Source organism: Microbacterium saperdae, assembly GCF_006716345.1.
In the GTDB taxonomy this organism is placed as follows: Bacteria; Actinomycetota; Actinomycetes; order Actinomycetales; family Microbacteriaceae; genus Microbacterium; species Microbacterium saperdae.
Genome location: NZ_VFOX01000001.1, coordinates 1,020,578 through 1,044,268, shown reverse-complemented (window position 1 = coordinate 1,044,268; position 23,691 = coordinate 1,020,578). Strand labels below are relative to the sequence as shown.

At 68.4% G+C, this 23,691-nt stretch carries 27 protein-coding genes and 1 tRNA gene; 12 read left to right on the top strand and 16 right to left on the bottom strand.

From position 1 onward, the window contains the following. Nucleotides 1-12 precede the first annotated feature (12 nt). From FB560_RS04965 to FB560_RS04955, 3 genes are all read left to right on the top strand, one after another. On the top strand, nucleotides 13-747 hold the full coding sequence (locus tag FB560_RS04965; protein ID WP_141871342.1) for a hypothetical protein: 735 nt from the start codon (nucleotides 13-15) through the stop codon (nucleotides 745-747). A gap of 369 nt (nucleotides 748-1,116) precedes the next feature. Further along, nucleotides 1,117-2,037 carry an AraC family transcriptional regulator gene (locus tag FB560_RS04960; RefSeq protein ID WP_170198048.1) on the top strand — a complete coding sequence of 307 codons (921 nt, stop codon included), beginning with the start codon at nucleotides 1,117-1,119 and terminating at the stop codon, nucleotides 2,035-2,037. Nucleotides 2,038-2,056: 19 nt separating this feature from the next. Continuing rightward, entirely contained in the window at nucleotides 2,057-2,245 is a 189-nt protein-coding gene (locus tag FB560_RS04955; protein WP_141871340.1) for a hypothetical protein, read from the top strand. Between the two features lie 30 nt (nucleotides 2,246-2,275). Here the strand turns inward: FB560_RS04955 and FB560_RS04950 are convergent, their stop codons facing one another. Genes FB560_RS04950 through FB560_RS04920 form a run of 7 tightly spaced genes read right to left on the bottom strand, consistent with a single transcriptional unit; the run spans nucleotide 2,276 to nucleotide 6,693 of the window. Continuing rightward, nucleotides 2,276-2,683: a pilus assembly protein TadG-related protein gene (locus FB560_RS04950; RefSeq protein ID WP_229673252.1), complete on the bottom strand. Its 408-nt coding sequence runs from the start codon at nucleotides 2,681-2,683 to the stop codon at nucleotides 2,276-2,278. A gap of 23 nt (nucleotides 2,684-2,706) precedes the next feature. After that, complete coding sequence (locus FB560_RS04945; protein ID WP_141871338.1) at nucleotides 2,707-3,141, bottom strand: TadE family protein; 435 nt, start codon at nucleotides 3,139-3,141, stop codon at nucleotides 2,707-2,709. Next, nucleotides 3,110-3,511, bottom strand: coding sequence for a TadE/TadG family type IV pilus assembly protein (locus FB560_RS04940; protein WP_141871337.1), 402 nt, complete (start codon nucleotides 3,509-3,511; stop codon nucleotides 3,110-3,112). Before FB560_RS04940 ends, FB560_RS04945 begins: the two co-directional genes overlap by 32 nt. Before the next feature lies 1 nt (nucleotide 3,512). Further along, a complete protein-coding gene (locus tag FB560_RS04935; RefSeq protein ID WP_141871336.1) occupies nucleotides 3,513-3,710 on the bottom strand; it encodes a hypothetical protein in 198 nt (65 codons plus the stop codon). A 21-nt stretch (nucleotides 3,711-3,731) separates the two neighbouring features. Beyond that, nucleotides 3,732-4,670 (bottom strand): type II secretion system F family protein, encoded by a 939-nt coding sequence (locus tag FB560_RS04930; RefSeq protein WP_141871335.1) that lies wholly within the window; start codon nucleotides 4,668-4,670, stop codon nucleotides 3,732-3,734. Beyond that, complete coding sequence (locus tag FB560_RS04925; protein WP_141871334.1) at nucleotides 4,667-5,524, bottom strand: type II secretion system F family protein; 858 nt, start codon at nucleotides 5,522-5,524, stop codon at nucleotides 4,667-4,669. The genes FB560_RS04930 and FB560_RS04925 overlap by 4 nt, the downstream gene beginning before the upstream one ends. Further along, nucleotides 5,521-6,693, bottom strand: a complete 1,173-nt coding sequence (locus tag FB560_RS04920) for a CpaF family protein (RefSeq protein ID WP_170198047.1) — start codon at nucleotides 6,691-6,693, stop codon at nucleotides 5,521-5,523. The genes FB560_RS04925 and FB560_RS04920 overlap by 4 nt, the downstream gene beginning before the upstream one ends. Before the next feature lie 136 nt (nucleotides 6,694-6,829). Between FB560_RS04920 and FB560_RS04915 the strand changes: the two genes are divergently transcribed. Together FB560_RS04915 and FB560_RS04910 are read left to right on the top strand one after the other, a co-directional pair. Continuing rightward, nucleotides 6,830-6,911: transfer RNA gene (locus tag FB560_RS04915), tRNA-Leu, on the top strand. Between the two features lie 66 nt (nucleotides 6,912-6,977). Further along, nucleotides 6,978-7,751 (top strand): DedA family protein, encoded by a 774-nt coding sequence (locus FB560_RS04910; protein ID WP_141871332.1) that lies wholly within the window; start codon nucleotides 6,978-6,980, stop codon nucleotides 7,749-7,751. A gap of 36 nt (nucleotides 7,752-7,787) precedes the next feature. Here FB560_RS04910 and ku read toward each other — a convergent pair whose 3' ends face one another. Beyond that, a complete protein-coding gene (gene ku / locus FB560_RS04905; RefSeq protein WP_141871331.1) occupies nucleotides 7,788-8,597 on the bottom strand; it encodes a non-homologous end joining protein Ku in 810 nt (269 codons plus the stop codon). Nucleotides 8,598-8,669: 72 nt separating this feature from the next. Between ku and ligD the strand changes: the two genes are divergently transcribed. Then, entirely contained in the window at nucleotides 8,670-10,613 is a 1,944-nt protein-coding gene (ligD, locus tag FB560_RS04900) for a non-homologous end-joining DNA ligase (RefSeq protein ID WP_141871330.1), read from the top strand. Between the two features lie 6 nt (nucleotides 10,614-10,619). On the opposite strand, the gene FB560_RS04895 is transcribed toward ligD, so the two are convergent. Continuing rightward, entirely contained in the window at nucleotides 10,620-11,540 is a 921-nt protein-coding gene (locus FB560_RS04895) for a cation diffusion facilitator family transporter (RefSeq protein ID WP_141871329.1), read from the bottom strand. A 158-nt stretch (nucleotides 11,541-11,698) separates the two neighbouring features. Here FB560_RS04895 and FB560_RS04890 point away from each other — a divergent pair, with 158 nt between their 5' ends. After that, nucleotides 11,699-11,899, top strand: a complete 201-nt coding sequence (locus tag FB560_RS04890) for a hypothetical protein (protein ID WP_141871328.1) — start codon at nucleotides 11,699-11,701, stop codon at nucleotides 11,897-11,899. On the opposite strand, the gene FB560_RS04885 is transcribed toward FB560_RS04890, so the two are convergent. Genes FB560_RS04885 through murI form a run of 4 tightly spaced genes read right to left on the bottom strand, consistent with a single transcriptional unit; the run spans nucleotide 11,880 to nucleotide 14,713 of the window. After that, the gene (locus tag FB560_RS04885) at nucleotides 11,880-12,452 is read right to left on the bottom strand and encodes a dihydrofolate reductase family protein (protein ID WP_141871327.1); all 573 of its coding nucleotides are present in this window, start codon (nucleotides 12,450-12,452) and stop codon (nucleotides 11,880-11,882) included. The genes FB560_RS04890 and FB560_RS04885 overlap by 20 nt on opposite strands. 60 nt (nucleotides 12,453-12,512) lie before the next feature. Next, a complete protein-coding gene (rdgB, locus tag FB560_RS04880; RefSeq protein WP_141871326.1) occupies nucleotides 12,513-13,106 on the bottom strand; it encodes an RdgB/HAM1 family non-canonical purine NTP pyrophosphatase in 594 nt (197 codons plus the stop codon). Beyond that, on the bottom strand, nucleotides 13,106-13,843 hold the full coding sequence (rph, locus tag FB560_RS04875) for a ribonuclease PH (RefSeq protein ID WP_141871325.1): 738 nt from the start codon (nucleotides 13,841-13,843) through the stop codon (nucleotides 13,106-13,108). The genes rdgB and rph overlap by 1 nt, the downstream gene beginning before the upstream one ends. Nucleotides 13,844-13,876: 33 nt before the next feature. Next, nucleotides 13,877-14,713, bottom strand: a complete 837-nt coding sequence (gene murI / locus FB560_RS04870; protein ID WP_141871324.1) for a glutamate racemase — start codon at nucleotides 14,711-14,713, stop codon at nucleotides 13,877-13,879. 63 nt (nucleotides 14,714-14,776) lie between these two features. On the opposite strand from murI, the gene FB560_RS04865 reads away from it, so the two are divergent. Continuing rightward, a complete protein-coding gene (locus tag FB560_RS04865) occupies nucleotides 14,777-16,102 on the top strand; it encodes a nicotinate phosphoribosyltransferase (protein WP_141871323.1) in 1,326 nt (441 codons plus the stop codon). Between the two features lie 48 nt (nucleotides 16,103-16,150). Here FB560_RS04865 and FB560_RS04860 read toward each other — a convergent pair whose 3' ends face one another. From FB560_RS04860 to FB560_RS20865, 3 genes are read right to left on the bottom strand one after another with little or no spacing between them, the layout of a single operon-like run. After that, a complete protein-coding gene (locus tag FB560_RS04860) occupies nucleotides 16,151-16,417 on the bottom strand; it encodes a DUF3039 domain-containing protein (protein WP_045253497.1) in 267 nt (88 codons plus the stop codon). A gap of 40 nt (nucleotides 16,418-16,457) precedes the next feature. Further along, nucleotides 16,458-18,023 carry a hypothetical protein gene (locus FB560_RS04855; protein ID WP_141871322.1) on the bottom strand — a complete coding sequence of 522 codons (1,566 nt, stop codon included), beginning with the start codon at nucleotides 18,021-18,023 and terminating at the stop codon, nucleotides 16,458-16,460. Further along, on the bottom strand, nucleotides 17,999-19,762 hold the full coding sequence (locus FB560_RS20865; protein WP_229673254.1) for an ABC transporter ATP-binding protein: 1,764 nt from the start codon (nucleotides 19,760-19,762) through the stop codon (nucleotides 17,999-18,001). The genes FB560_RS04855 and FB560_RS20865 overlap by 25 nt, the downstream gene beginning before the upstream one ends. Before the next feature lie 250 nt (nucleotides 19,763-20,012). On the opposite strand from FB560_RS20865, the gene FB560_RS04845 reads away from it, so the two are divergent. From FB560_RS04845 to FB560_RS04830, 4 genes are all read left to right on the top strand, one after another. After that, nucleotides 20,013-20,705 carry a phosphocholine cytidylyltransferase family protein gene (locus tag FB560_RS04845; RefSeq protein ID WP_141871321.1) on the top strand — a complete coding sequence of 231 codons (693 nt, stop codon included), beginning with the start codon at nucleotides 20,013-20,015 and terminating at the stop codon, nucleotides 20,703-20,705. Nucleotides 20,706-20,785: 80 nt separating this feature from the next. Further along, complete coding sequence (locus tag FB560_RS04840) at nucleotides 20,786-21,790, top strand: hypothetical protein (protein ID WP_229673256.1); 1,005 nt, start codon at nucleotides 20,786-20,788, stop codon at nucleotides 21,788-21,790. An 89-nt stretch (nucleotides 21,791-21,879) separates the two neighbouring features. Further along, nucleotides 21,880-23,469 (top strand): acyl-CoA carboxylase subunit beta, encoded by a 1,590-nt coding sequence (locus FB560_RS04835; protein ID WP_407662544.1) that lies wholly within the window; start codon nucleotides 21,880-21,882, stop codon nucleotides 23,467-23,469. Next, nucleotides 23,466-23,690, top strand: a complete 225-nt coding sequence (locus FB560_RS04830; protein WP_141871319.1) for an acyl-CoA carboxylase subunit epsilon — start codon at nucleotides 23,466-23,468, stop codon at nucleotides 23,688-23,690. Before FB560_RS04835 ends, FB560_RS04830 begins: the two co-directional genes overlap by 4 nt. The last annotated feature ends 1 nt before the right edge of the window (nucleotide 23,691 follow it).

Below are 23,691 nucleotides of genomic sequence, written 5' to 3'. Positions count from 1 at the left end.
GGGGGAGACACGATGACCGACAACACACCTGCGCCTTCGGACGAGGGATCCGACCGCTTCAGCCGCCGCACGGTGATCGCCGCGGCCGCGTGGTCGGTGCCCGTCGTGGCACTGACGATCGCGACACCGCTGGCAGCAGCCAGCGCGACGCCCGTGCGGAACCTGCAGGCGTCGAGCCGCGTCTCTGTCCCGCCGTTGGGCAGTCCGCCCTGGAACTCGTCGGAGTCGGGCGTCGGCAAGATGCTCGCGCCGTATGCTCCCGTCGTGCTGGGCTTGTCGTTCACCAACCTCGGTGAACCGCTCGCGCCCGGCGAGGCTTTCCTCCAGGGGCTGCTGACGTCGGTCGCCAAGAACCAGGCCGGTCAGGACCTGTTCACGCTGACCGCGGTGAACAACAACAACTGGACCTACATCGGCAAGGGCACTCCACAGCACGCGGCACCCGCCGTAGACGCCGCCTACCCCATCTGGTTCCAGTACCAGCTGCCGCTCGCGACCGGTCAGACGTCCAGCACCGTGTACTTCACGGCGACTCCGACCGGCGCCGTAGCCGATCGTGTCTTCGTCGACGGCACGTTGCAGATCCCGGGACAGATCCTCTACTCGCGGGCCTACGTCAACGCGAACCTGTCCACGATTCCCGCGGGCACCAGCGGAAGTGTCCCCTACGACTATCGCGCCGGCTGGTCTCGAGTGCCGCTGCCGAACGTCACGGATCACTTCTACATCGAACCCGCGTCGGCCTGACCGGCGCACACGAGCCCGCTCGATCCGCGCGATTCATGTGAGATCGAGTGTCCCCCGTGGGGCGGCGGGATCCGTTGCACGGAGCCTCTCCCCAGCTGTGCTCCGGACCCTTCCCCTGCACGCTCCCGCCGTCTCACGCTCCACCAGGACATGAGCGACACCCCACCCTGCAAATCCCCGAGCGACCTGATGGCGAGCGTCCCCGCGAGAGGATCCCCACGGAGATCACGGCGACGCAGGCGCCCGCCGATGCGGCGGTCGACGCCTCCTGCGCGGCCTGGGACACAGCGCCTGAGGATGAATCCGACCTCCGCCAGATCGGTGGGCCGACATACTGGTGCGGAGATCCCCTTGCCGAAAGGACGGCTCTTGGACGGTTCTGTGATCGGCGCCGCCGACATCCACCGCCTCATCGGGCGTGCTCGAGCGTCGTCGCCGGATCCATCGTCCTATCGCGCCCGTCGTCTTCTTCGTCGCTATGGCGAGATCGCGGTGGAACGGGCCACGAGCGACGCGATCCGTGTCACGTCGACGCCGCCGATACGCAGCTCACCTCCCGCGATCGTGCTGTTCCGCATGCTCCGCGGCCGCCTCCGCGCCACCCACGACGGATACACCTTTGCCTCCGGCCCCGGCGAGTCGGTTCTGTTCCTGACTTCCGGACACTACGACTTCCTGATGGAAGAGGGTGAGCTCACACAGGTGCGGGTCGCGCTGCGCCTGTTCGCCCCCGCAGAGATCGCGGACATCGTGGCCGCGATCGACATCCCTCTGCCGCCGTCGACGCTCACCTCGACGGTGTGGAGCGCGATCGACTCGCTCATCGACGCGCCGCCGAGCGAGAATCCGGACACGGACACGGATCAGGCGATCGAGACCCTCGTCGCCGGCCTCGTGGCCCAAGTGGCGACGCAGATGGTCCAGGCACGTGGGAGATCCGCGAACACGTCTCCGCTTCTCGGCGCCGCGCTGCGCCACCTCGATCAGAATCTTGCGGATCATCACCTGAGTCTCGATGCGCTCGCTGCTGCCGTCGGCACCAGCACACGCACCCTGAACCGGGAGTTCCGCACCATCGGTACGAGCCCGATGGCCGCCCTGCGCGATGCCCGCCTGACCGCCGTCGAGCAGCTGCTTTCCTCACGCGCCCCTCTGCCGCCGCTCGACGTGATCGCGAAGAACCACGGGTACAGTGACCGCACCGCGCTCACTCGTGCATTCCACCGCCGGTTCGGCCGATCACCGACTGAGCATCGGCAACTCGCTCTGGCGCGATCTGTGGGAGAGTGACAGTCCAAGGAGGTCGACCATGGAACCGCATCAGCAGGAGTTCAGTCAGATGCCCGGCATCAACGACAATCCTCTCGGCGCCTCCTTCCGCCAGCTCTCGGAGGAAGACACGAAGCCGCGCGCGATGCTCTGGTCATCGATCAGCGTCGGTCTTCTCGTGGTCGCGGTCGGCGTCTACTTCCTCGGCGATTGGCTCGGCTGGTTCTGAGCTGAGCGCCCCCGCTGTGGGGCCCACCGGTCATCGCAGGGCCGTGCGACTCGTCGCCGTGGCCTCCAGCGGCACCCCGTCCGGGACGAACGGCGCGAACAGCGGCGGATGCCACGCCGCGGCCATCGTCACTCGGGCGGAGACGCCATCCGGGGTGTCCGCGGCGACGAGAGTCGCATCACCGGGCATCACGGCGATCAGCGCCAGTGCCTGGTCGCGCACTCCGGTGGCGGTCAGTTGTGCTCGCACGCTCTCCCCCTCGACCACGAGCGTGAAACCGTCGGCTCCGGCGAGCGCGGCCGCATCGGCGAGGGCGTCCAGCCTCTTCTGCGCGATGTAGAGGTCGGTCGCGCAGACGCACACGAACAACAGTGCGAGAGCGAGCAGCACGTAGCCGAGCGTGAGCAGCAGGACGCTGCCTTCTTCGCCCCTGGTCACCGTCTTCTCCGACGGAGAAGCCCTCATTGCGCACCCCAGAGCCGCGACACCTTCTGCACCGCCGATGCCTCGACGGGAATCGACAGCGCACGCTCGAGTCCGAACACCGCGGGAACGAACGGGAGCGTGACTCGGGCGCCGATCGTCACGGTCACCGTCGCCCCGGACGACGGACAGTCCACGCCCGCGGGCACACACGTCACCGAGACCTGGAGGGCGTCTTGATCGAGTCCGTACTCATCCGCGATCCCGTCCAGCACCGCATCGGCATCCGAGGCCAGCGCGATCACCCGAGCGGTGTGGCGTGCGGCGGCCTCCGCGCCGAGGGTCTGTTCCTGGATCACGCCGAGCAGGATCACCAGATAGACGAGCGGCACCAGCAGGATCACGCCGACGGTAATGAACTCCAGTGCTGCGGACCCGTCGTCATTCGTCGCCCAGGCTCTCCTCCGGCGCATGCGCCTCGACCTCCAATCCGTAGGGAATGCCGAGCAGGCCGATCACCGGCAGAGTCGTGCGCACCCGCACGCCGATCGTCGCCTGACCCTGCGCATCGGATCGCCGGACGCTGATCTCCTCGGCATACTCGGCTCCGACGGCCCGCGTGATCGCGATCCGGGTCCGCTCGGCTCCTTCCGCGAGACTCGTGTCGGCGAGCGCCGCGTAGTACGCGCCCTCGACGGCGGAGTCATGCACGACGTTGCGCACGTAGACCGCGAGCGCGAGCTGCAGCACCGCAAGCGTGAGCACCGTGAGCAGCGTCCCGACGAGGAGGAACTCGACCGGACTCGATCCCCGGTCGTCCCCGAACCCGCGACGAACGCTCACCTCAGAGTCCGGACACCCGTTGGATCGCCTGCTCGAACAGGGCGGAAAGCGCCGGCCCCGCCACGGCCCAGATCAGCACGACCAGCCCGGCGGTCATCAGAGTCACCAGCACCCATCCCGGCACATCGCCGCGCTCGTCCTCGGCGAGGTCGCGCAGCCAGATCGTCGCATCCGTCCGCCGGCGTCGAAGAGTTGTCATGAAGTTCCTTTCTCGGAGCGGTCAGCTGATGCCGAGCCGCAGGATGAACAGGCCGGGGTAGATCGCGAAGAGGACGGACAGCGGCAGGATGAGGAACACGAGAGGGAGGAGCATCAGGATCTCCTTGCGCCCCGCCTGCTCGATGAGTGTCCGTTTCGCGTCCTCGCGCGCGTCTCCGGCCTGGGCGTGCAGCACCCCGGCCAGTGGCGCTCCGCGTTCGAGAGCGGCGATCACCTGGTCGACGGCTCGCGTGAGTCCCGGAAGCTGCAGCCGCGTAGCCATCCCGGCGAGCGCTTCCGCGAGCGGCGAGCCGGTGTTCACCGCGAGCACCACCTGGCGCAGTTCCCCGGTCAGCTCCCCCGAGCCGACCGTCGTCACCCGCCGCAGCGAGTCGAGGAAGCCCTCGCCGGCGGAAAGACAGAGCGAGAGGAACTCCAGCATGGTCGGCAGCTCTTCCGTCAGCCGCGCACGGCGCGAGGCGACGCGCGCGGAGAGCTGCATGTCGTACGCGACCCCGGCGAGCGCTCCGGCCAGCAGCGGCATCAGCGCGACCGGGGCCGTCATCCGGTCGGTGAGGACCAGGACTATCAGAACGACTGCGCCCAGCCCGATGCTCGCGACCATCCACCCGAGCTGCCGACCGCGGAAAGCGGAAGGTTCCATCGGGGATCCAGCCTGTGCGAGCCGCTGCCGGAGCGCGTCGCCTCCGCCGACGAGACGCTCGAACGCACTCTGCGCTCGTTGCCAGAGGGTTCGCCCTCCGGCGGGCAGTACGCCGGAGGTGGGGAGGATGCCGCGCGGCAGGGCTTCGTCGGCGACGACGTCACGGATGTACGGGGCGATGCGCACGGCGAGCGACGGTGCTCGCCACCGCGGCAGCGCCGAGAGCAGCGCCAGCACCCCGGCACCGAAAGCGCCGCCGAGCAGCACCGCGTTCGCGATCGCCGTGACGCCGTTCATCCGAACCACCTCCGCGGCTCCGCCAGACGGCCGATGCGGATCATGATGCGGAAGGCGACCACTGAGACCACGGCCCCGACGCAGATCACGAGCACCCCTTCCGCCGTGCCGTAAGCGGACGCACCTTCTGGCCGCATCACGAGCAGCCCCAGGATGACCCACGGCGCCACCGCCCCCAGTACTGCGGCGCCACGGATCCACGACTGGCGCGCTTCCACCTCACCGCGCAGAGCTGCATCCGCACGCACCGACGCGGACAGCGCCCGCAGCACGTTGGTGAGCTCTGTCCCTCCGACCTGCCGCGCCATCCGCAGCGTTTCGACGATGCGGTCACCGATCGGATCCGCGAGAGCGACCTTCAGCCGATCCAGACTCGCCTCGAAGCGCCCCGTCGCCTGCAGGTCGCGGGCGAAGACGGCGAAGGCGGGGCGCAGCATCACGGGTGCGGAACTGCCGAGCCCGGCCACCGCATCGGGTAGCGACAGACCCACGCGGATCGAGGCGACGAGCAGATCGCAGACGTCTGGCCAGAGCTGCCGTCGAAGCCGCAGCAGGCGAACGCGACGAGCCCGAAGGAACAGCACCGGCGCCAGGGCGCCTGCGATGCCGGCCAGGAGCGCGAGGACCGGTATGGCCGTGAGCAACCAGACCACGGACGCCGCGATCATCGCCGCCGCCACGATCGCGCTCACCACGGTGCGCTGTCCGAGAGCCCCGAGTCCTGCCTCCTCCTGCAGGCGCATGAGCCGACCACGGCGTGCGGTGGATTCCGCCTTCTCTCTCGGCGGCCACATCCAGGGCGAGATGCTCAGCAGCACACCGGCAGCGAGCAGCGCGCCGAGCAGCAACGTCACGACATGACCTCGGACCGTCGCAGCGCCGAGACGCGTGCGCCGGCCGAGTAGATCGACCGCGTGAGGATGCGACCGTCGCTGACCTCGCCGGTCGGTGCGATCACCTCCTGCACACGGCGATGCCCCACCGCATCACGCTCGCAATGCACCACCAGCCCGACCGCCGCGGCGAGTGCCGGGGCGACGAACGCGCGGTCGATGTTGCGGCCGGCCAACAGCGGCAGGATCGCCAGCTTCTCGAGCGCCCCGGTCGCGGAGTTCGCGTGGACGGTACCCGCACCCGGCACGCCCGTGTTGAGCGCGAGAACCAGGTCGAGGGCTTCCGCATCGCGCACCTCACCGACCACCAGTCGATCCGGCCGCATACGCAGAGCCTCCTTCACCAACCGGCGCAGGGTGATCTCGCCCGTCCCCTCCAGACTCGCCTGCCGCCCCTGCAGCGCGACCACGTCGGGCCCCGTGACCGCGAGTTCGAAGGTCTCCTCGACCGTGATGATGCGCTGCCGATCAGCGCACGAATCCAGGAGCGCACCGAGCAGCGTCGTCTTCCCGGCATGGGTCGCCCCGGACACGATCACGCTCACCCCGTCGCGCATCGCCGTGCGCAGCAGCGTCGCGACCGTCTCGGGCATGGCCCCCTGCGCCGTGAGCGCGGCGAGTGACCGGTACTTCGGGAGGAACTTCCTGATGTTGACGGCCCACGACCCCCGCACGACATCGGCGATCGCCACGTGCAGGCGCGATCCGTCGGGCAGCGAGGCATCCACGAACGGCTGGCTGATGTCGACACGGCGCCCGGTGGACTGCAGCATCCGCTCCACGAGGTCGCGCATCGTCGCATCCGTCAGGCGCAGGTCGATCCGCTCCGCGACCCCACCGCGAGCAACGTGCACGTGCGTCGGACCGTTCAGCCAGATCTCCTCGATCTCGGGATCGTCCAACAGCGGCTGCAGCACGCCGAAGCCGCTGACCGCCGCCAGCACATCGCGCACGCACGCCGCCTCGTCGTCGATCAGCTGCTCGCCGCGCGACAGCGCCACATCGTTGTGTCGGCGCACCTCCGCCACCGCGACGCGACGCAGGGACTCGGGATCGATCGACGGGTCGCTGCTCTCCGCACGCAACCGCAGTCGCACGCGCTCGGCGACGACGGCAGAGGGGTGATTCACCCGTGCATCCTCGCAAGATTCCCGCACCCGGCTCCGAAGTTATCCACAGCGCGGTCGTCGACGCTCTCGACGGCGCGCAACTGCGGGCTGATCCCCAGAATCTCGTTTCCCGCGATCAGTAGACTGATTTCACCGCGCGGGAGTGGTGAAATTGGCAGACACGCAGGATTTAGGTTCCTGTGCCCTAGGGCGTGTGGGTTCAAGTCCCACCTTCCGCACTGATCGATCGCACCGTACGCGCTCGACCTCTTGACCGCCGCACACATCTCTACGACGGGAAACCCATGCATCACGCCGCTCTCATCCCCTGGCTCGACCCCGCGATGATCATCGGCAACGCCGGCCCGTGGGCACTGCTCGTAGTGTGCTTCATCGTCTTCGCCGAGACGGGTCTGCTGGTCGGGTTCCTGCTGCCCGGTGACACGCTGCTCGTGATCGCCGGCCTGCTGTCGCACCCGATCGCCGGATCGGAGCACGGTGTCTTCGGCATCAATGTCTGGCTCGTGGCGCTGCTGATCGGCCTCTCGGCGTTCATCGGTGGAGAGGTCGGCTACGTCATCGGCCACAAGGGCGGCCCTGCGGTCTTCGAGCGCAAGGAATCCGGGCTCTTCAGCAAGAAGAACGTGGAGCGCACCAACGCGTTCTTCGAGCGCTTCGGCGGCATCACGGTCATCCTGGCCCGCTTCGTGCCGATCGTGCGCACCTTCGCCCCCGTCGCGGCGGGTGTCGGTCACATGCCGTGGCGCCGGTACACGCTCTACAACCTCATCGGTGCGATCCTCTGGGGCTTCGGTCTGACGATGTTCGGCTACGCCATCGGGTTCATCCCTCCGGTCGCCCACTTCGTCGAGAGCTACATCGACCTGATCCTGCTCGCCGCGGTCGGCGGCACCGCGCTGGTCACCCTGTGGCACTACCTGTCCGAGCGCCACAAGGCCAAGAAGGCCGCTGCCGCCGGTGAGGACGTCACCACCGACGCCGCCGAGGCGGAGGAGCTCGTGCTCGACACCGAGGTGTTCGATCGCGCTCCCGACCTCGACGGCGACGGCAAGCACTGACCATCACCCGGTCCTCGTCGCTTTGAGGACCGGGGATCAGCCCGCGTTCTTCGCCCGCTGCTCCTTCGACTTCGCCACGCTCGCACGCAGCGCTTCCATCAGGTCGATGACCTCACCGCTCTTGGCGTCCGCGTCCTTCTCGCCGAAGGTGTCGGACACGTCGAAGGTGTCGCCCGCCTCGATCTTGGCCTCGATGAGCGTACGCAGCTCCTTCTGGTACTCGTCGACGAACTCCTCGGCGTCGAAGTCCGACGAGTAGCTCTCCACGAGGGATGCCGACAGCTCCAGTTCCTTCTTCGAGATCCGGACGTCCTCATCCAACGCCGGGAACTCCGCCTCACGCACCTCGTCCGCCCAAAGGAGGGTCTGCAGCACGAGCACCTTGCCGCGCACGCGGAGTGCCGCCAGGCGCGTCTTCTGCCGCAGCGTGAACCGGACGATCGCGGTGCGGTCGGTCTGTTCGAGCGTCTTGCGCAGCAGCACGTACGCCTTGGGCGACTTCGAGTCGGGCTCGAGGTAGTACGGCTTGTCGAGCGTGAGCAGATCGACCTGATCCGAGGGGACGAACTCGACCACGTCGATCTCTCGGCTCTTCTCCGCCGGCAGGGCGGCGAGGTCATCCTTGGTGAGCACGACGGTCTGCCCTTCGTCGACATACGCCTTGTCGATGTCGGCGAACGCCACGGTCTCCCCGCACACCTCGCAGGTGCGCTGATAACGGATGCGTCCGCCATCCTTCTCGTGCACCTGATGCAGCGACACGTCGTGGTCCTCGGTGGCGGAGTACACCTTCACCGGCACGTTGACGAGCCCGAATGTCAGCGCGCCCTTCCAGATCGTCCTCATGTGACCAGTAGACACCAGCCGCGCCCACGACGGCTAGACCCGGCAGGACCCGCGCGCCGCTAGCCTGGCCACATGGCGACGGACGGGCAGATCGTGCAGATCGACGGCCGCCGTCTGCGCGTCACCAACCTCGACAAGGTCGTCTACCCCGAGACGGGCACGACCAAGGGCGAGATCATCGCCTACTACTCGGCGATCGCCCCGCAGCTCCTCCCCCTGCTCGCCGGACGTCCCGTCACACGCAAGCGCTGGGTGGAGGGTGTGGGCACGACGGATGCCCCTGCCGACGCCTTCTTCACGAAACAGCTCGAACGCGGTGCTCCGGAGTGGATCCCCCGGCGGGAGATCCAGCACTCCGACGGCGCGAAGGAGTACCCGCTCGTACAGGATGTGCCGACCCTGGTGTGGCTGGCGCAGGTGGCCGCGATCGAGCTGCACGTGCCGCAGTGGAGGTTCGCCCCGGATGGGCTTCCCGGCAGGCCCGACCGGCTCGTGCTCGACCTCGATCCCGGCCCTGGCGTCGATCTGGCGCAGTGCGCCGCGGTCGCCCGGATCGCCCGCGGCATCCTCACCGGCATGGGGCTCGACCCGTTGCCGGTGACGAGCGGCTCCAAGGGCATCCATCTCTACGCCGCGCTGCCCGGGGAGCAGACCAGTGACGAGATCTCGGCCGTGGTGAAGGAGCTCGCCCGCCTCATCGAGGGCGAGCATCCCGACCTCGCGACCGCCACGATGGCGAAGGCGGTGCGCGGCGGCCGGGTGTTCCTGGACTGGAGCCAGAACAACGGCAAGAAGACCACCATCTCGCCGTACTCGCTGCGGGGCCGGGCGCAGCCCTGGGTCGCTGCTCCCCGCACGTGGGAGGAACTCGACGATCCCGACCTCACCCAGCTCGATCTCGACACGGTGCTCGCCCGCGCCGAAGCCGGCATCGATCCGCTGGCCGGCCTGCGCGGAGACGCCCCGGTCGTCGTGCCTCCTGCGGCTCCCCGCCACCCCCACCGCTACGCGCGGGCCTCCGCAGCCCCGGCGTCCGATGCGCAGGCGGCCACGCTGGCCCCGATGCTCGCCGAGAACGGCACCCCGGCGCTCGCCCGCAGCCTGAGCGACCCCTCCTGGGTCGAGGTGAAGTGGGACGGCATCCGGGCCGTGGGCACCTGGTCGAACGGGCGGATGCTGCTGCATGCCCGCAGCGGCATCGACATCACCGCGCGGTATCCCGAGCTCACTGCCGACGGCGCCCCGTTCCTGCCCGTCTCGGATGCGATCGTCGACGGCGAGATCGTCGCCTTCGACGCCCAGGGACGACCGAGCTTCTCGCTCCTGCAGAACCGGATGCACTTGACGAGGCCTCGCGAGATCGAGCGAGAGGTCGTGCGCACACCGATCGTGTATGTGCTCTTCGATCTGCTGCGCCTCGACGGCCACGACCTCACAGACATGCCTCTCCGGCAGCGGCGCACACTGCTGCATGACCTGGCCGAAGGACTCGACGCCCCGGTGCAGATCCCTCCGGTGTTCGACGATGTCGACGCCGCCCTCGCCGCCAGCAGGGAGTTCGGCCTCGAAGGGGTCGTGGCCAAGGATCCGTCGTCGCGCTACCGTCCGGGGCAGCGCTCCCCCTCGTGGCTCAAGCTCAAGCACACGCTCATGCAGGAGGCGGTGATCGTCGGCATCCGCCCAGGGAAGGGCGACCGCGAGAGCACGCTCGGCTCTCTCCTGCTGGCGGTCCCCGACACGGCGGGAGGGCCCCTGCGCTATGTCGGACGAGTGGGCACCGGCTTCACCGAGCGCACGCTGCGGGACCTGCTGGCACGCCTGGAGCCGCTGCGCGTCGACACGGCTCCGCTCGGCGGGGTTCCCGCGCTCGACGCCTCGGACGCGCTCTGGGTACGTCCGGAGCTGGTCGGCGAGGTCGAGTTCGCGAACTGGACTCCCGACGGCGTGCTGCGCCATGCGCGCTGGCGGGGCCTCCGTCCGGACAAGACACCCGGAGACGTGGTGCGCGAATCCTGAGCGCGGTCAGGCGTGATGCGGCTCGCAGTCCGACTGCTCGGCCGGCTCGATCTGGAAGGTGGAGTGCTCCACATCGAAGTGCTCGGCCAGACAGGACTGCAGGTCGGAGAGCAGTTTCGCCGATCGCCCGTCCGCCAGGTAGGCCGGATCGACGCTGACGTGCGCGCTGAACACCGGCGCACCGCGCGTGAGCTGCCACACATGCACATCGTGGACCCCGGTCACGCCCGGGTAGTCCAGCAGGTGCTGACGGATGTCGCTCACGGCCGTGCCCTTCGGCGCGGACTCCGAGAGCACCGAGAACACTTCGCGGAGCAGAGAGATCGCGCGAGGGATGATCATCACCGCGATGAACATCGAGGCGATGGCATCCGCCGGCATCCATCCCGTCGCGACGATCACGATGGCCGCCACGATCACGGCTGCCGAGCCGATCAGGTCTCCCATGACCTCCAGATACGCGCCGCGCACGTTGATGCTGGCGCGCTGTGCGCGGCTCAGCAACCACATCGAGACGCCGTTCGCGAGCAGTCCGACCACGGCGACCGCCAGCATGAGCGGACCGGCGACCTCGACGTCGCTCGGGTTCAGCAGACGACCGACGGCTTCCACGCCGACCCAGCCGGCGAGGAGGATCAGGATCACGGCGTTGATCAGCGCCCCGAACACCTCGGCGCGCTGGTACCCGAAGGTGCGGCGATCGTCGGCCGGACGTGCGGCGACGGCCGCGGCGACGAGCGCGATGACGAGAGCGGAGGCATCGGTGAACATGTGCGCCGCATCGGCGAGAAGAGCGAGCGAGCCGGTCAGGATCGCCCCGATGACCTGCACGACCATGATGGTCGCGGTCAGGCACAGCGAGATCGTCAACAGGCGGCGGTGGCCTGCGGAACGGATGCCGCCGGCGGCGGGAGCGTGATCGTGCATGCCTTCAGGCTAGACCGGGAATCCCTGCCGAGAGCGTGATTTCCCCTAGTCGGGAAGGGTAACGAGAACCAGTCTCAGGAGAGGCACCCGGAGAGTCACGTCCCGGTCGGAACGACACCGAAGTTGACCTCTCGCCGAGGAGAGGACAGGGTGAGCGGATGAGCAACTTCAGCGATGACCTCAAGAGCTGGGCAGCCCGACATGCGTCCGCGTCGGCGGATGAGCAGGTGCTCCACGCCTATGCGGCGGAGAATCCCGCACCCGAAGGGCAGGAGTGGTTCATCGCCGGACAGACCGTGACGGGCGACGAGCCGACCTATCAGTTCGACCTCCGCCCCGTCACGGTCGCGAGTAGCTGAGCACGACGCAGCCGTTGTCGAAGGAGCGGACTTCCTCCAGCGCGAACAGCGCCGGTGCGAAGCCGTGGCGGGTCATCGGGATGCCGTCGCCGGCGATCACCGGGTACTTCTTCACGATCAGCCGGTCGATCTCGTCGAGCAGCACCCCGGCGAGCCCCGCGCCGCCGGCGAGGTAGATCCCGAGGCCGTCCTCCGCCTTGAGCTCCTGCACGCGTCGTATCGGATCCGTGCGGACGATCTCGACGTTCGGCTCACTCGGATCGGCCAGAGTCGTGCTGCACACGAGCGTGCGCAACTGCGCATACGGATCAGTGATGCCGTGCTGCAGCGCCGGCTCGTACGTGCGGCGTCCCATGATCACGGTGTCGAATCGCGTGACCGGAGCATCCGCTCCCCCGCGACCCGCCCGCACATGCGTCGGCTGGATGTCGGCGAGCTCGGTGCCGAGCGTCTCCTCGAAGGCGGGTGTGAGCGGGTAGAAGTCGACCTCATCGTCGGGGCCGGCGATGAATCCGTCGAGGGTCACTCCGATGTAGTAGGTGAGTTCTCGCATGCCGTCCACCGTAACCACTACGCATGAAGTACGTCAAGCGTAGTGGTTAGATGAGGAGGGTCAGAGCTTCTCGAGCAGCGGCAGGAGTTCGGCGAAGGCACGAGCACGGTGCGACTGCGACTGCTTCTCCTCCGCCGTGAAGTCGCCGACCGTGCGTTCGGCATCCTCGTCCTGACCGTCCGGGATGAAGATCGGGTCGTAGCCGAACCCTCCCCCTCCGGAGGCCGCGTGGGCCAGGCGCCCCGGCCAGTTGCCGACGACCACGTGCTCCTGCCCTTCGGGCGTGACGAGTGCGATGGTCGAGTTGAAGTGCGCCGTGCGATGCGGATCGGCGATGTCGTGCAGCTGATCGAGCAGCAGCGCGAGATTCGCCGCAGCGTCCTTGCGCTGCCCCGCCCAATACGCGGAGAACACCCCGGGTGAACCACCCAGCACGTCGACGCAGATTCCCGAGTCGTCGGCTAGGGCCACCAGACCTGTGTGCGATGACGCCGCCCGCGCCTTGAGGAGCGCATTGTCCGCGAAGGTCACGCCGTCCTCGACCGGCTCCGGACCGTCGTACGCGACGATCTCCAGGTCAGGACGCGTCTGCGCGACGATCTGCTGGAACTCTGCGACCTTGTGCGGGTTGTGGGTCGCGAGGACGACCCGCATCACTCGCCTGCCAGCGCCGCCGTCTGCAGATCCTTCAGCGTCGCGCAACCGGCGACACCGAGGTCGAGCAGAGCATCCAGTTCCCGCTTGTCGAACGGCGCGCCCTCCGCCGTGCCCTGCACCTCGACGAACAGACCGCGGCCCGTCACGACGATGTTCATGTCGGTCTCTGCGCGCACATCCTCGACGTAGGCGAGATCGAGCATGGGCTCGCCGTCGATGATGCCGACCGAGACTGCGGCGACCGAGTCGAGCAGCGGAGTGGCGTTCTTGCCGATGAACTTCTTGGCACGACCCCACTCGATGGCGTCGGCCAGCGCGACGTACGCTCCGGTGATCGCCGCGGTGCGCGTGCCGCCGTCGGCCTGCAGCACGTCGCAGTCGATCACGATGGTGTTCTCACCCAGCGCCTTGGTGTCGACGACCGCGCGCAGGGCGCGACCGATCAGGCGTGAGATCTCGTGGGTGCGTCCGCCGATGCGCCCCTTGACGCTCTCGCGGTCGTTGCGGCTGTTGGTGGCCCGCGGGAGCATGGCGTACTCGGCGGTCACCCACCCCTTGCCCTTGCCGGTCAGCCAGCGCGGAACGCCGTTGGTGAAGGATGCCGTGCACAGCACCTTCGTGCCGCCGAAGCTGATCAGCGCCGATCCTTCGGCCTGTGCGCTCCATCCGCGCTCGATGGTGATCTCGCGGAGCTGATCGGTGGAACGGCCGTCGGCGCGGACGATTTCGGTCATGTGCTTCTTTCAGGTAGGGAGGAACGAGCCGCGTCAGTACGGCTCGGAGAGGGATTCTGGAAGGGTGATGACGCCGGTCTGGACGAGCTGGACGTCGCGGACCTCGCGGCCCATGAGGCGGTTGGCCAATGCGGTGAACTCCGTGGCCGAGTCACCCGTCGCCTCGTACACGTAGGTCGCCGTCGCATCGGGTGGGGCGAGGAGATCGCCGCGGACCAGCTGGCGGTACACGTCGCCCGCGGTCTCGTCATCGCTGGAGACGAGAGTCACACCCTCGCCCATCACATAGCTGATCGCGCCACGGAGGAAGGGATAGTGCGTGCAGCCGAGCACGAGCGTGTCGACTCCGGCATCGCGCAGTGGAGCCAGGTACTCCTCGGCGACGGCGAGCACTTCCGGCGTCCCGGTAATGCCGGCTTCGACGAACTCCACGAAGCGCGGGCAGGCGGCTGTGAAGACCTGAAGGCGTTCGTTCACCTCGAGCATGTCCTGATAGGCGCGTGAGCCGATCGTGCCGATCGTCCCGATGACACCGACCCTGCCGTTGCGGGTGGTCGAGACGGCGCGGCGCACGGCCGGACCGATCACCTCGACGACCGGGATGTCGTACCGCTCCCTGGCATCGCGCAGCATCGCTGAAGACGCCGTATTGCAAGCGATCACGAGCATCTTCACGCCCTGATCGACCAGGGTATCGAGCACTTCGAGAGAGTACCGACGCACATCGGCGATCGGTTTCGGTCCGTAGGGGGAATGCGCGGTGTCGCCGATGTAGACGAACGATTCGCGGGGCAGCTGGGCACGGATGGCACGTGCCACCGTGAGCCCGCCGACACCGGAGTCGAAGATCCCGATCGGCGCGTCGTTCATGACTCCCCAGCCTACCTGCGTCGAAGCCGCCGCGTGCATCACCGCGCTCACTAAGCTGGGCGCATGACCTCGTCGACGGCGCTGCTCACCGACCGCTATGAGCTCACGATGCTCGCTGCCTCGCTCCGCGACGGGACGGCCTCCCGCCCCAGCGTGTTCGAGTTGTTCTCGCGGCGCCTGTCCGGGGGACGCCGATTCGGCGTCGTCGCCGGGACCGGACGGCTGCTCAGCCTCGTGCGGGACTTCCGCTTCGGTGACGACGAGCTGCGCTTCCTCCGCGACAACCAGATCGTCGACGCGCCGGCAGTGAAGTACCTCGAGGAGTATCGGTTCACCGGCTCCATCCGCGGCTACCGCGAGGGCGAGCTGTACTTCCCGGGCTCCCCCATCCTCACGGTCGAAGGCACCTTCGCAGACGCAGTGGTCCTGGAGACACTGGCGCTGAGCGTTCTCAACCACGACTCCGCCGTCGCCACCGCCGCTTCGCGCATGAGCATCGCAGCCGGCGAGCGCCCGCTCGCAGAGATGGGATCGCGTCGCGCCGCCGAGCAGTCCGCCGTGGCGGCCGCCCGTGCCGCGTACATCGCGGGCTTCCGCGCGACCAGCAACCTCGAGGCAGGACGCCGCTGGGGCATCCCGACCATGGGCACGGCCGCGCACTCCTGGACGCTGTTGCACGACACGGAGGAGCAGGCGTTCCGCGCGCAGGTCGACAGCCTCGGCACCGACACGACGTTGCTCGTCGACACCTACGACATCCGCACCGGAGTGGAGACCGCGATCCGCGTGGCCGGCACCGGCCTCGGCGGCGTGCGGATCGACTCGGGCGACCTGCCGATCGTGGCGGCCGAGGTGCGCGCGCAGCTGGACGAGCTCGGGGCGACCGGCACGCGCATCACCGTGACCAGCGATCTCGACGAGTACGCGATCGCCGCCCTCGCTGCCTCCCCCGTGGACTCCTACGGTGTGGGAACCTCCGTCGTCACGGGCTCCGGCTACCCCACGGCGAGCATGGTCTACAAGCTGGTCGCACGCCAGGACTCCGACGGGTCCTGGGTGGGCGTCGCGAAGGCGTCAGCGGACAAGGCCTCGCACGGTGGACGCAAGGCGGCTTTCCGCACGATCGAGGACGGCGTGGCGGTGAGCGAGACCGTGCTGGTCGCCGACGGATTCGAGGAGCTCGAGTCGCCTGCCGGGCGTGCCGACGGCCGCGCGCTGCAGGTCACGTTCGCAGAGGGCGGCGACATCGATGCCGCCCACGAAGGTCCGGCAGGCACATCGGCAGCGCGCGCTCATCACCTGCGGGTACGCGAAGAACTGCCGGTGCGAGCACTCGCGCTCAGCAAGTCGGACCCGGCGATTCCGACGGTCTACGTCGACGTCGCCTGACGGTTCATCGGCGGGTGACGCGCCGATGGCGCATGACGGGAGGGCCCGTCAGCGGACCATCGACTCGTAGATCTCCTTGCATGTCGGGCAGATCGGGAACTTCTCCGGGTCGCGCCCGGGGGTCCACTTCTTCCCGCACAGAGCGCGCACCGGCTTGCCGGTGATCGCGGACTCGAGGATCTTGTCCTTCTTCACATAATGCGAGAAGCGCTCATGGTCGCCCGGTTCGAGGTTCTCCTCGCGGAGGAGCTCTTCCAGTTCGCGATCAAGCGTTGCCACGCCGCCCTGATCGGGGCTGTCCAGCGGAGTACTCATCCCGTGAGTCTAGCCGCGTCAGGCTCCGCGTGGGCGGCCGTCACGCGGTCTCGACGAACTCCATGAGCCGTTCGCCGCTGCGCTCGAAGATGCGACCGCCGATCGTCGCGCCGACGGCGAGCACGATGATGCCGCTCGCGATGCCGACCCAGAAGGTCGCCGGTGCGTAGAGGACGTCGTCGGCGATCGTCGCGACGAACAACCAGATCGTCGGCACGCTGAACACGATCGCTCCGAGGAACGCCGCCGCCGGGCCGTATGCGCCACGCGACGTCGGTCGCTGAGGCTGTTGGAAGGGGCTGTCGCCTGGCCGCGAAACGGCGTAGGGCGCGACGACCGAGACGATGCTCGAGATGCCGAGCGCGGAGAACAGGAGGCTCGCCGCCAGTCCGATCAGCGGCAGGAGCAGTCGCAGGTCGCCGATGAAGACCAGTGAGAGCGGGATGGCGACGGCCAGCACCGGCACGGCGACGAGCACGACGGGCACCAGGCGTCCGAGCCGGTCGGGAATCCCCCGCACACCGCTGGCGACATGCGTCCACAGTGCGGTCGAGTCGTAGGCGACGTCGTTGTGCGGCAGCCATCCGAAGAAGAGTGCCATCACCGGAACGGGGATCAGTGCCGCGATCTCGAGCGGTACCCCGGCCACCAGGAGCGGGAACACCGTCAGCACGCCCGCGACGGGCACGACGATGATGTTCATGATGTAGCGGCGGTCGCGCAGCCAGTAGACCAGGCTGCGTGCGGCGATCGCACCGAACGCGTTGGACGGCAGCAGGCCGAACCATCCGAGACCGCTGCGCTCTCGGGCCGCAGCCGGCCGCTCGGTGGTCGTGAGCAGGCGCCGGACCAGCCAGGCCCAGAGCCCCCAGAGCGCCGCCACCGTGACCACGGCGATCAGACCGGTGATCCACGCCAGCGAGGTATCGCCGGCGGCGATGGCGAAGAGGAATCCGGGAGATGCACCGAACGGCGTGAATCCGAAGACGGTCGTGAGGGTCTCGAGAGACGCCGGCACGTGACCGTCCCAGCGCATCGACGCGAAGAAGACCGCGACAGGGAAGGCGATGATGATCAGTGCCAGCGCGAACAGCGCCGTGAGCTCACGCGAACGCCGCTCCGGCAGGAACAGCGCGTTGATGGCCATGCCGATCCGTGCGGTGAGCACGGTGCTCAGCAGTCCCACGATCGTCATGAGCACAGCGAGCGGCCAGGGAGCGCCGAGCGTGATCGCCACGGCGCAGACGCTCGCGTACACCGCGAGCAGCGCCAGACTCGGCACGCTCACGAAGGCGGCGACCGTGAGCACCCAGGGCATCCTGCGTTCGTCGACGCCGAAGACCGCGAACCGACGAGGATCCAGCTGGTCGACGGCACCCACCAGGATCGGGCCCACCAGGAAACCGATGATGAGGGCGACGCCGCCGAGCACGGTGACCGTGCGCGCGACCGGAACCGGAGCACCGCCGAGCGTGTGCACGGCGATGCAGACCGCGACGGTCACGGCGGCGAGAGCGGCCAGAGTGACGAGCGTTCGTCCTCGACGGTCCCCGCGCAGCGATCCGATCAGGAGCGCGAGTCTCAGTCGGAGAACATGTGCAACCACTCGAGACCCTCCACTTCTCCGATACCGCCCGAGAGCTCGACGAATCGGGCCTCGAGAGTCTGTCCGGCGCGGACCTCGTCGATGGTCCCCTCTGCGAGGACTTCACCACCGACGATGATCGCGACCCGCGAGCACACCCGCTCGACGAGGTCCATGCCGTGGCTGGACAGGATCACCGTGCCGCCATGGGCGACGTAGGCCCTGAGGATGTCGAGGATCACCGCGGAGGACACGGGATCGACGGACTCGAAGGGCTCGTCGAGGACGAGGACGCGCGGCGAGTGGATCATCGCTCCTGCGAGCATGAGCTTCTTCGTCATGCCCGCGGAGTAATCCGAGACGACGCGGCTGAGCGCCTCCTGCAGATCGAATGCCCGCGCCAGGTCGGCGGTGCGCTTCTCGATCACGCTCGAGGCGAGGCCGCGGAGCAGGCCGTAGTAGAAGAGCAGCTGACGACCGGTGAGCCGGTCGAACGTACGCAGGCGATCGGGAAGCACGCCCATCACGCGCTTCGCGGCGAGCGGCTGTGCGGCCTGGTCGATTCCGCAGATCTCCACGGTGCCCTGGTCCGCGCGCAGGAGCCCGGCGACGATCGACAGCGTCGTGGTCTTTCCGGCGCCGTTCGGGCCGACGATTCCATAGAACGAACCGGCCGGTACCGTCAGATCGATGCCATCGACGGCGTGGTTGTCACCGAAGTGCTTCACCAGACCGCGGATGCTGATCGCGGGCGTGCCGGAGACCTCGTGCACCTCGGCGACGACGCGCTCGGTGGCGCTCGCTCCGGTGTCGATGATCTCGCGTGGCGCCTCCGTGGGGGGAGCGACAGACGTGTCGTCGGCGGCGGCGTCGTCGTTTTGGACGCTCGTCGAGACTTCGTCCACATCGACCGCAGGGTCCGTGGCGGGGATGATCGGAGGCTCCTCCAGGACCGTGAAGGAGGAGGGGACAGACGCGTCGATGAGCGCCGACTCGACGGGGGCATCCGGCGCTTCGACGGGCGCGACGACGGTCTCCGCATCTTCAGCGGCCTTCGCCGCTGCCGCCTTGGACGCCGCCGTCTTGGCCGCCGCGGTCTTCGCCGCCACCGTCTTCGCCGAAGCCGTGCGCGCTGCCGCGGTGCGGGCCGTCGACTTCGTCTCCGCCGCCTTCGCCGCTGCCGCCTTGGCCGCCGCCGTCTTCGCGGCGGTGGACTTCGCCGCGGTCGTCTTCGCCGCTGTGGTCTTGGCGGCCGTGGACTTCGCCGTCGCCGACTTCGCCGCCGCCGGGCGGGATGTCGTGCTCTCCGAGCCTGCGCTCTTCGCTCGCGGAGAGGCCGGCTTGGTCGCACCCGCGCGCGCCGCAGTGTTCCTCGCGGCCGCCGTGCGCGCCGCCGCCGCCGTCTTCTTCACGGGAGGAGCTGCCGGCTCCGTCGCTCCGGCCGCGGCGTCTTTCGATGTCACGGGCTCGATCACGACCTCGGCGTTCGCGGCGGCCTTCTCGGCAGCCGACTTCGCGTTCGCGCGGGCGGCGGAGGTCGTCGCCGGCTTCTTGGTCGCGGCGGGCTTCTTCGTCGTGGCCGGCTTCTTCGCGGCGGTCGCCCGCGCCGCGGGCTTTCCCGCAGCGGGAGCGCGCTTCACCGGCGGCTTCTTCGCGGCGGCTGCGCCGGCGCCGGCGGTCGTTCGCTTGGCAGTCGCCTTCACGGGAGGGGTCTCGGGGTCGTCCACCTGGTCGGTGCGGTCGTCAGGGGAGGAAGTCACCGTTCTACGGTATCAATGAGCTGTGGCGAGCCTGTGGTTCCGCGCAACATTTGGCGGAATCAGAACGTACTCCTCCCGAAATCACGGCGATCGTGCGAGTCTGTGTGTTGAGTGTGTACTCGGTCACGAAATGACAACGGGGACCGTCTGCCCCGTGGCTTCCCAGGCTGAATCGCTACCATGAATCTCGGCACGAAGAAGTGTCTGATCGGTGAACCGATCCTTAACACACCTTCTTTTAGGAGCACTCGTGACTCTTCAGACCGTCATCCTCGCAGCCGGCATGGGCTCGCGCCTCGGCCGTGCGCTGCCGAAGCCGCTCACCGAGCTGAGCGACGGGCGCACGATCATGCGCCAGCAGCACGACAACATCCAGGCCGCTTTCGGCTCCGATGCACGCATCACCACGGTCGTCGGCTACCGCGCCGAGACGATCATCGATGCCTTCCCGACCGCGAACTACGTGCATAACGAGCGCTACGACGAGACGAACACGTCGAAGAGCCTGCTGCGCGCACTCGGCGCGACCGGCAAGGGCGGCGTGCTCTGGATGAACGGCGACGTGGTGTTCGACCCGATGATCCTCGGCCGCGCGGCGGCCTTCATCGAGCGCGACCAGTCCTTCGTCACGGTGAACACCTCCAAGGTGAGCGACGAAGAGGTGAAGTACACGGTCACGGCCGAGGGCTTCATCAACGAACTGTCCAAGACCGTCAAGGGCGGTCTCGGCGAGGCCGTGGGCATCAACTACATCTCGGCGGCGCACAAGAAGGCGTTCATGCGTCAGCTGCAGCGCGTCGAGGACCAGGACTACTTCGAGCGCGGCCTGGAGCTCGCGATCGCCGAAGACGGCCTGCTGCTCGAGCCGATGGATGTCTCCGACCTGTACGCGGTCGAGGTCGACTTCGCGGAAGACCTGGAGCGGGCGAACCTCTTCGTCTGATCCCCTTGCTTTCGGGAGCCGCGCCCTTTCGGGGGTGCGGCTCCCTGCGTTTTCGCGGCCGGACTTCATAGGATCAGCACATGGGCCCCAAGGTGCACAAGATCCACTCCCTCCCGGATGACTCCCCCTGGGACAAGGGGGTGCCACCCACGGGCTCTCCGGAGCACCCGATGATGGTGCGCGGTCTCGACCGGGTGCTGTCGATCCAGCGTCCGCTCGTCCTCGCGCACATCCGCAGCATCCGACTGCGCAACCCGCAGGCGACGCCCGCCGAGATCGTGCGCATCTTGGAACGCCGTTACCTCGCCGCGGTGACCACAGGTGGCGCAGCGGTCGGCGCGACCGCCGTCGTCCCCGGCATCGGCACAGGAATCACGCTCGCTCTCTCCGGCGTCGAGACCGTGGGCTTCGTGGAATCCACAGCCCTCTTCGCGCAGTCCGTGGCAGAGGTGCATGGCATCGCGATCGCGAACCCCGACAGGGCTCGCGCTCTCGTGATGACCCTCATGCTCGGCAAGGAGGGGGTCGACCTGGTCGGCCAGCTCGCCGGTCAGGTCGCCGGTCGCGGCGGCAGCCGTTCCACCTACTGGGGAGAGCTCGTCACCAAATCTCTCCCCCGTGCTGCGGTCGGACCGCTCGTCGACCAGCTCAAGAGCATGTTCGTCAAGCAGTTCGCCACCCGCGGCGGCGCCTCCTTCCTCGGCAAGGCCCTCCCGTTCGGGGTGGGCGCCGCGATCGGCGGCGCGGGCAACCACATCCTCGGTCGCCGCGTCCTGACGACGTCGCATCGCGCCTTCGGCGCGGCTCCCATCGACCTGCCACTCGAACTGGAGCCCGTGCCCGGCGCGGAGAAGGTCGAGATGCGAATGCTGCGGGGGGCGCGTTTCGCCGGTAACGCGATGGCGGGCGCGGCAGGCACCGCGGCCCGAGGGATCGGATGGGCCGGACACAAGGTCGGCGAACTGACCACGCGGCGCGGCAGAGGCGCGGATGCCCCGCTCACGGAGCGCATCGAGGACCTGCAGGGCGATCATGAGCTCCCCTCCGGCATCGGCACTGCCGCCGCGATCGACGACGCGCCCTGATCCGCCTCGTGCCGGTCGCCAAAGGATCGGGCGACCCGTTGTGCCGAGCATCCAACAGACGACGCCGAAGCGACGCTAGGGTGGAATCCGTGACGGACAAGCCCGACCTCTTTACCACCGCCGGCAAGATCGCGGATCTGCGCGCTCGCTACACCGAGGCCGTCGTCGACGCCGAGGAGAAGGCGAAGGCGAAGCAGCACGCCAAGGGCAAGATGACCGCCCGTGAGCGCATCGAACTGCTCGTGGACCCCGGCAGCTTCGTCGAGTTCGACGAGTACGTGCGCCACCGCACCACCGCCTTCGGCATGGATCGCTCCCGCCCCTACGGCGACTCGGTCGTCACCGGCGTCGGCACGATCCACGGACGCACGGTCGCCGTGTACTCGCAGGACTTCTCGACCTTCGGCGGCTCGCTCGGCGAGGTCGCCGGCGAGAAGATCATCAAGATCATGGAGTTCGCCCTCGACGGCGGCATGCCCTGCATCGGCATCCTCGACTCCGGCGGAGCCCGCATCCAGGAGGGCGTCGTCGCGCTCGGCAAGTACGGCGAGATCTTCCGCCTGAACACCCGCGCATCCGGCGTGATCCCGCAGATCTCGATCATCATGGGCCCGGCAGCGGGTGGCGCGGTGTACTCCCCCGCCCTCACCGACTTCGTCATCATGGTCGACAAGACCAGCCAGATGTTCGTGACCGGCCCCGACGTCATCAAGACCGTGACCGGCGAGGATGTCGGCATGGAGGAGCTCGGCGGCGCGTACACGCACAACACGCGCTCCGGTGTCGCCCACTACCTCGCGGAAGACGAGGACGACGCGATCGACTACGCGCGCACGCTGCTCAGCTTCCTGCCGGACAACAACATGGCGGAGCTCCCGTCGTACGAGAGCGCGTTCGAGTTCGAGACGACAGACGCCGACCGCGCGCTCAACACGATCGTCCCCGACTCCGCGAACCAGCCCTATGACATGCACACCGTCATCGAGCACGTGGTCGACGACGGCGATTTCCTCGAGGTCCAGCCGCTGTTCGCTCCGAACATCGTGATCGGCTTCGGCCGCGTCGAGGGCCGCTCGGTGGGCATCATCGCCAACCAGCCCTCCCAGATGGCGGGCACCCTGAACATCGAGGCCGGCGAGAAGGCCAGCCGCTTCGTGCGGTTCTGCGACGCCTTCTCGATTCCGATCGTCACTCTCGTCGATGTCCCCGGTTACCTGCCCGGCACCGACCAGGAGTGGACCGGCGTCATCCGCCGTGGCGCGAAACTGCTGTACGCCTACGCCGAAGCCACCGTGCCGCTCGTGACCGTCATCCTGCGCAAGGCCTATGGCGGCGCGTACATCGTGATGGGATCCAAGCAGCTCGGAGCCGACGTCAACCTCGCGTGGCCCACCGCCGAGATCGCGGTGATGGGTGGCCAGGGTGCCGTCAACATCCTGTATCGCGGTGAGATCAAGAAGGCGGAGGAGGCCGGCGAGGACGTCGCCGCCGTCCGCACCCGCCTGGCCAACGAGTACACGTACAACGTCGCCTCTCCGTTCCTCGCCGCCGAGCGCGGTGAGCTCGACGGGATCATCGAGCCCGCCAACACGCGCGTCTCGATCGCGAAGGCGCTGCGCGCGCTCCGCGGAAAGCGCTCGTCCCTGCCCCCGAAGAAGCACGGGAACATCCCGCTGTGAGTGCACCTCTCGACGAGCAGCCTCCGGCGCTTCAGATCACGCGCGGCACCGCCTCCGAGGAGGAGCTCGCGGCGCTCATCGCGGTCGTCACCGACGCCTACTCGCACGAGGCCGAGGATGCGGTGGCCGAAGAGCCGCACGTCTCGGCCTGGACGCGCACACAGCGGGCGCTGCGCAGCCCGCTGCGCCGTGACATCCCGTGGGGACGCTTCTCCGGCTGAC

Coding starts and splice junctions, on each gene's coding strand:
- FB560_RS04965 (WP_141871342.1), top strand. CDS start 13: ATGACCGACAACACACCTGCGCCTTCGGACGAGGGATCCGACCGCTTC.
- FB560_RS04955 (WP_141871340.1), top strand. CDS start 2,057: ATGGAACCGCATCAGCAGGAGTTCAGTCAGATGCCCGGCATCAACGAC.
- FB560_RS04945 (WP_141871338.1), bottom strand. CDS start 3,141: ATGCGCCGGAGGAGAGCCTGGGCGACGAATGACGACGGGTCCGCAGCA.
- FB560_RS04935 (WP_141871336.1), bottom strand. CDS start 3,710: ATGACAACTCTTCGACGCCGGCGGACGGATGCGACGATCTGGCTGCGC.
- FB560_RS04930 (WP_141871335.1), bottom strand. CDS start 4,670: ATGAACGGCGTCACGGCGATCGCGAACGCGGTGCTGCTCGGCGGCGCT.
- FB560_RS04910 (WP_141871332.1), top strand. CDS start 6,978: ATGCATCACGCCGCTCTCATCCCCTGGCTCGACCCCGCGATGATCATC.
- ku (WP_141871331.1), bottom strand. CDS start 8,597: ATGAGGACGATCTGGAAGGGCGCGCTGACATTCGGGCTCGTCAACGTG.
- ligD (WP_141871330.1), top strand. CDS start 8,670: ATGGCGACGGACGGGCAGATCGTGCAGATCGACGGCCGCCGTCTGCGC.
- FB560_RS04895 (WP_141871329.1), bottom strand. CDS start 11,540: ATGCACGATCACGCTCCCGCCGCCGGCGGCATCCGTTCCGCAGGCCAC.
- FB560_RS04890 (WP_141871328.1), top strand. CDS start 11,699: ATGAGCAACTTCAGCGATGACCTCAAGAGCTGGGCAGCCCGACATGCG.
- FB560_RS04885 (WP_141871327.1), bottom strand. CDS start 12,452: ATGCGAGAACTCACCTACTACATCGGAGTGACCCTCGACGGATTCATC.
- rdgB (WP_141871326.1), bottom strand. CDS start 13,106: ATGCGGGTCGTCCTCGCGACCCACAACCCGCACAAGGTCGCAGAGTTC.
- rph (WP_141871325.1), bottom strand. CDS start 13,843: ATGACCGAAATCGTCCGCGCCGACGGCCGTTCCACCGATCAGCTCCGC.
- murI (WP_141871324.1), bottom strand. CDS start 14,713: ATGAACGACGCGCCGATCGGGATCTTCGACTCCGGTGTCGGCGGGCTC.
- FB560_RS04865 (WP_141871323.1), top strand. CDS start 14,777: ATGACCTCGTCGACGGCGCTGCTCACCGACCGCTATGAGCTCACGATG.
- FB560_RS04860 (WP_045253497.1), bottom strand. CDS start 16,417: ATGAGTACTCCGCTGGACAGCCCCGATCAGGGCGGCGTGGCAACGCTT.
- FB560_RS04840 (WP_229673256.1), top strand. CDS start 20,786: ATGGGCCCCAAGGTGCACAAGATCCACTCCCTCCCGGATGACTCCCCC.